This window comes from Lysinibacillus sp. NPDC095746 (assembly GCF_044763535.1).
Taxonomy (GTDB): domain Bacteria; phylum Bacillota; class Bacilli; order Bacillales_A; family Planococcaceae; genus Lysinibacillus.
The window spans coordinates 1-5,570 of record NZ_JBIWGL010000058.1 but is presented as its reverse complement, the minus strand read 5'-3'; the positions used below and the strand labels follow the sequence as shown (position 1 = coordinate 5,570).

4 protein-coding genes, 1 tRNA gene and 1 rRNA gene are annotated in these 5,570 nt (G+C 38.3%); 3 read left to right on the top strand and 3 right to left on the bottom strand.

Features of this window, described 5'->3' with window-relative positions; translation table 11 throughout:
• The first annotated feature begins 14 nt into the window (after positions 1-14).
• Positions 15-86, top strand: a tRNA-Glu gene (locus ACIQ7N_RS23380).
• A gap of 171 nt (positions 87-257) precedes the next feature.
• Here the strand turns inward: ACIQ7N_RS23380 and nadA are convergent.
• Genes nadA through nadB form a run of 3 tightly spaced genes read right to left on the bottom strand, consistent with a single transcriptional unit; the run spans position 258 to position 3,751 of the window.
• Entirely contained in the window at positions 258-1,361 is a 1,104-nt protein-coding gene (nadA, locus tag ACIQ7N_RS23375) for a quinolinate synthase NadA (RefSeq protein WP_402936617.1), read from the bottom strand.
• Positions 1,348-2,208 (bottom strand): carboxylating nicotinate-nucleotide diphosphorylase, encoded by an 861-nt coding sequence (nadC, locus tag ACIQ7N_RS23370; protein ID WP_402936615.1) that lies wholly within the window; start codon positions 2,206-2,208, stop codon positions 1,348-1,350. Before nadC ends, nadA begins: the two co-directional genes overlap by 14 nt.
• Positions 2,165-3,751, bottom strand: coding sequence for an L-aspartate oxidase (gene nadB, locus ACIQ7N_RS23365; protein WP_402936613.1), 1,587 nt, complete (start codon positions 3,749-3,751; stop codon positions 2,165-2,167). Before nadB ends, nadC begins: the two co-directional genes overlap by 44 nt.
• Before the next feature lie 90 nt (positions 3,752-3,841).
• Between nadB and ACIQ7N_RS23360 the strand changes: the two genes are divergently transcribed.
• Together ACIQ7N_RS23360 and rrf are read left to right on the top strand one after the other, a co-directional pair.
• Positions 3,842-4,921 carry a cysteine desulfurase family protein gene (locus ACIQ7N_RS23360; RefSeq protein ID WP_402936611.1) on the top strand — a complete coding sequence of 360 codons (1,080 nt, stop codon included), beginning with the start codon at positions 3,842-3,844 and terminating at the stop codon, positions 4,919-4,921.
• Between the two features lie 559 nt (positions 4,922-5,480).
• Positions 5,481-5,570: ribosomal RNA gene (gene rrf / locus ACIQ7N_RS23355) — 5S ribosomal RNA — on the top strand; the annotation flags it as partial.

The following is a 5,570-nucleotide window of genomic DNA, read 5'->3' as shown; positions in this document are numbered from 1 at the left end:
CCTTCTCCGCCATTGGCCCGTTGGTCAAGTGGTTAAGACACCGCCCTTTCACGGCGGTAACACGGGTTCGAATCCCGTACGGGTCATACTGAAATACAGTAGATGTACATTACATCTACTGTATTTTTTTGTATTAAAATAGTTTTTAAGATTCTAAGGTGAAATTTATTTATAATGAATTTCACAACATGCTTGCAAAAAATACTTAGTAACTATAATAACAAAACGTCTACCAGAAATGAGTAGACGTTTTGTTATTATGCTCTTAATAGCATCCTTTCAAGTGAGCTACGTGCTTCTTCAGCAGTGTGAGCATCTACTTGAATACGATTATGTGGTTGCCCCTTCTCTATACTTTCTAAAGACCAAAGCAGATGAGGAAGGTCAATTCGATTCATTGTAAGACAAGGACAGAAGTTCTTATTTAAAGAGATAATCTGCTTATCAGGGTGCTGCTGGATTATCCGATTAACAAGATTCATTTCAGTACCGATTGCCCATGCTGAACCACTCGGTGCTTTATTAATCGTATCGATAATGTATTTTGTAGAACCTGCTTTATCTGCAGCCGCAACAACTTCACGATTACATTCAGGATGAACAATGATACGCATAGTTGGATGAGCTTGACGTATAAGCTCCGTATGCTGAACTGTAAAACCTTCGTGAACGGAGCAGTGTCCCTTCCATAGGATGACTTGAATGTTTTCTGGAGACTGATCTGTCTCAAGCATATTTGTATGAGGATTCCAAACAGCCATATTTTCAAGCGGTATTCCTAAATCATACGCAGTATTTCTTCCTAAATGTTGATCTGGTAAAAAGAAAATACGTGGTTTTTGCGTAAATGCCCATTTAACCATTTCTTTTGCATTGGACGATGTTACGCAGGCTCCACCATGACGCCCAGTAAATGCTTTAATAGCAGCAGTAGAATTAACATATGTTAGAGGGATAATTGTATTGCCAAAGAGTTCTTGTAAAATCGGCCATGCTTGTTCTGTTTGATAAATGTCTGCCATGTCTGCCATTGAACAGCCTGCACGCATATCAGGTAAATAAACATGCTGTTGTTCAGTTGTGAGCATATCAGCTGTTTCCGCCATAAAGTGTACGCCACAAAATACTATATGTTCAGCTTCCTTGTTAGCTGCTGATAATTGAGCAAGCTGCAAGGAATCCCCTGTTGCATCTGCAAATTGAATCACTTCATCTTTTTGATAATGATGTCCAGGGATGAAGAGCTTACTACCTAATTTCTTTTTTATAGCTATAATGCGAGATTCCATGTCATTTTTAGATAATCCACGATAATGCTCTGGCAGTAGTGATGTTTGTTGTAATAAGCTAGTGATGGACAATGGAATTAGCTCCTTTCGTTTTTACTTGTGCACTAATATCGAAGGCTTTTACTGAATGTGTTAGTGCTCCGAGTGAAATCCATTGAATACCTGTTTCTGCATAGGCATTTAAGTTATGAAGTGAAATGCCGCCTGAAGCTTCTGTAGCAATATGTGGTGGAACTACGGGAAGCCATTCACGTATTTCCTCAGGGCTACGATTATCAAACATAATGATATCTGCGCCGGCTGCAATTGCTTCATCTAATTGTGCTTTTGTTTCGATTTCGACTTCGATTTTAATGGTGTGACCGATTTTTTCACGGGCTAGCTGTACGGCCTTAGTAATACTACCTGCAAAAGCAATATGATTATCTTTTAGCATTATCGCATCGTATAAACCATTGCGATGGTTATAGGCTCCACCGATTCTAACAGCATACTTATCTAACATACGCATTCCGGACATTGTTTTGCGTGTATCGCATATTTTCGCATTTGTACCTGCTGTTTCTCGTACCGCTAAATTTGTAGCTGTAGCAATAGCGGACATGCGCTGGATAAGATTTAAAATTACACGCTCACCCATTAATAACTTTTGAAGTGGTCCTTGGATAACAGCTAGAATATCACCAGCATTGACTTTGTCACCATCTTTTTTATAAAGGATAATATCCATAGATTGATCAAGAAGAAGAAATCCATGCTTAATGATAGGGGCTCCACAAAAAATGCCGCTCTCCTTCGCATAAAAAGAAAAAGATCCCTGCTGTTCTGGAGAAAATATAAATTCACTCGATAAATCCCCATCACCTATATCCTCATTAAAAAATTGTTTTAGCAATTCCTCGAGTTTGATGATATTCATATAATGAATTCCTCACTTTCATCTGTCCTTGTTGAAAAATGATCCAACGGTTTGCCCAATTATGATCATCTTGTGGTCTGTCAATGCGAATATGTGCTCCACGAGTTTCTTTTCGTGTAATGGCTGCGTGCGCCATTAATGTAGCGACAATATGCATCATGTAAAGTTCGAGTTCCTGCCAATTTAAGCTATCTAAATCAACATGAAGAAGTGTTTGCATTAAGGGCAATTGTTGTACGAATTGTTCCATATCGATTGGATTTCGCACAATGCCTAACGTGTGCATCATCATTTGTCGTAATTGATCTTTTGTAAATAATGATGGCATTGTTTGTTGATGATGTTTGTCATCAATTAAGAAACTATTTTGCTTACAACCTGTTTGAATAATGTATTGGGCGGTTCTTTGTCCAAACGTAATGCCTTCTAAAAGAGAGTTACTAGCTAAACGATTGGCACCATGCACCCCAGTACAAGCAACTTCACCTATTGCATATAGATTAGGAATAGAAGTTCTTCCCTTGTCATCAGCGACAACACCACCCATTAAGAAATGACTACCTGGTGCTACAGGGATTAATCCATCTTGTAAATGAACATGATTGTCATAGCAAAGCTGAGCAATCGTAGGGAATTTTTCTTCAAAGTGTTCGATACTTGAAATATCAATAAAGGTTTCCAGCCCAGCAGCACGTTTATTAAATAATGCATGTGCAGTAATATGGCGTGGTGCTAAGTCCAACTGCTCATGAATGCCTTTCATTATGGGATGACGCAGTGCATCGACAAACTTTCCTCCGGCGCCACGAACAGCTTCAGAGACTAATCCTTTGGCCTGCCCTCCACACCAAAGTAAGCTTGGATGAAATTGCATAAATTCCATATCACTGATAGCAGCTCCAGCACGATATGCTAAAGCGATACCATCTCCAGTATTCGTAGCAAAGTTAGACGTACAAGAATATAAAGCGCCCGCACCTCCTGTCGCTAGAATGACGTGGTGGGCAAGATAGCGCTTCGTTCCCTCTGCTCCTTTTGTCAGAACACCAACACAAGCACCATCTGTATTCAATAAAAGCTCGTAAGCCATTTCATAGCAATTCACAACGCTATTAGATGAAAGTTGTCTGAGTAAATAATCGATTATTACTTGGCCAGTACGATCACCACCTGCATGTAAAATACGGTGATGACTATGTGCCCCCTCTAAGCCTAGAGCGGGGGACCCATCAATTTGTCGATCAACTGGAAAGCCCTCATTTAATAAATCACTCATAATTTCTGTACCGTCTTCTATTAGTATTTCAACATTCCTTCTTTCATGATGATATTCACCAGCAATCAACGTATCAGCAATGTGAAACTTTGGATGATCTTCTTGACTTGTAACGGCAGCAATACCGCCTTGAGCGCGATAAGAACTACTCATTTTAATTGAACATTTTGTAACTATCTGAACTTGAAAATGTCTTTCGAGTAGTCGAGCAGTTTGAAGTGCAGCAACGCCGCTACCAATAATAAGTACATCTGTCATTACATCCATACATATACCTTCTTTACAGTTGTCTTGACACATATCTTTACATAAAATAAAAGAGAAAACAAGACCTGATAACTAGAAGGGAAGAATAAAATGATTTATTTGGATTACGCTGCAACCTCTCCAATGACTCCAAAAGCTCTTAAAGCATATTGTGAGGTAGCAATGCAGTATTATGGGAATAGTGCAAGCCTCCATGATCTAGGGGGCCAAGCACATTATTTTGTTGAGCAGGCAAGAGCTGTCGTAGCAAAATCTCTTGGAGTAAATAGTGACGGTGTCATTTTTACTGGCAGCGGAACGGAGGGCAATTTAATTTCGATTTTGTCATTAGCTTTAGCGTCAAATAAAGGGAAGCACATTATTTCATCACAAGCTGAACACACTTCCGTGCATGCGGCTTTAAATACGCTTGAAAAAATGGGGTTTGTAATCACGAAGTTACCTTTACAGCAAGATGGTAGTATTCATGTAGAGCAACTAAGAGAAGCCATACAAGAAGATACGGCTTTAATCACTATCCAACATGTAAATTCAGAGATAGGCTCTATTCAACCTATTGAAGAAATAGCCGAGATTGCCAAACAATCAAACGTTCTCTTGCATGTTGATTGTGTACAGTCCTTCTGTAAACTTCCGTTAAAGCAGAAAGTAGATGCTATTACAATATCAGCTCATAAAATAGGTGGGCCAAAAGGATGTGGAGCTATATATATTAATCCTAAGCTCCGTGTTCCTGCATTAGCACCAGGTGTCACGCATGAACGTGGGTTAAGGGGAGGAACATTAGATACGCCAGCTATTGTCGCTTTTGCTACGGCGATTGAAGATTATCAATATGAGCGGAAGCACTATGAAGCATTACGTCAATGTTTTAAGGAAAAATTACAAGAAACGTGTCAAATAATTGAGAGTAAGGAGCAATTGCCTAATATTTGTGGTGTACTAATGAAAAGAGTAGAGGGGCAATACGTTTTGTTAAAATTAAATGAAGCGGGGATATGTATTTCCACAGGAAGTGCCTGTGATAGTCATGGTGAATCTGGTACGAAGGCGATTTTATCAATGGGCTATTCTATGGAAGCGGCACGTCAATTTTTTAGAGTATCTTTTGGTCCAGCAACAACATTTGAGGAAATTGTTCAATTACAAATGGCTCTTTCGGTTATTTAACTTCTTTAGCAGACGTATTCGGTAAGAAAGTGCAACGTCAGAAATGTTCTTTCACCTGAGAGGAAATTTAGGGTTTAAATGATTGAGGATAAAATGAAACTAGAAAACTATCATGAAATAATTGTAAAATGATAAATTAACAGCCTGTTAGTTGAATCTATTAATAGTTTTTCGTGTATATTTTTTTAATTGATTGTAACGAAGGGCTACTCTGATTGATCCTGCCGTAGATTAAAAGCGAAGTGTCACGACAGTCAGAAAATAGAGTAGCTCAAATCGGAAAACAGTGTTTTTCATGAATTAAAATAGCTAAAAACACTTTTGTAAATTAATTGTTTTCTTTTAATTAATCAATTGTTATAATAAATAGCAGAGTGATAATTTCTCTTACATTACAAAAATATCTTCGAAAAGTAATGATTTCTTTTCTTTTATAAAAAAGTGTTGCACTATGTGAGAAAACATTATACAATAATCCTTGTCTTGAAGGACAGGTAATAAAAACTTCAAAACGAAATACATAAGATTTTCAGCATACGAAGTATATTGAAAATAATAGTCTAGTGATGATGGCAAAGAGGTCACACCCGTTCCCATACCGAACACGGAAGTTAAGCTCTTTAGCGCCGATGGTAGTTGGGGGCTTCCC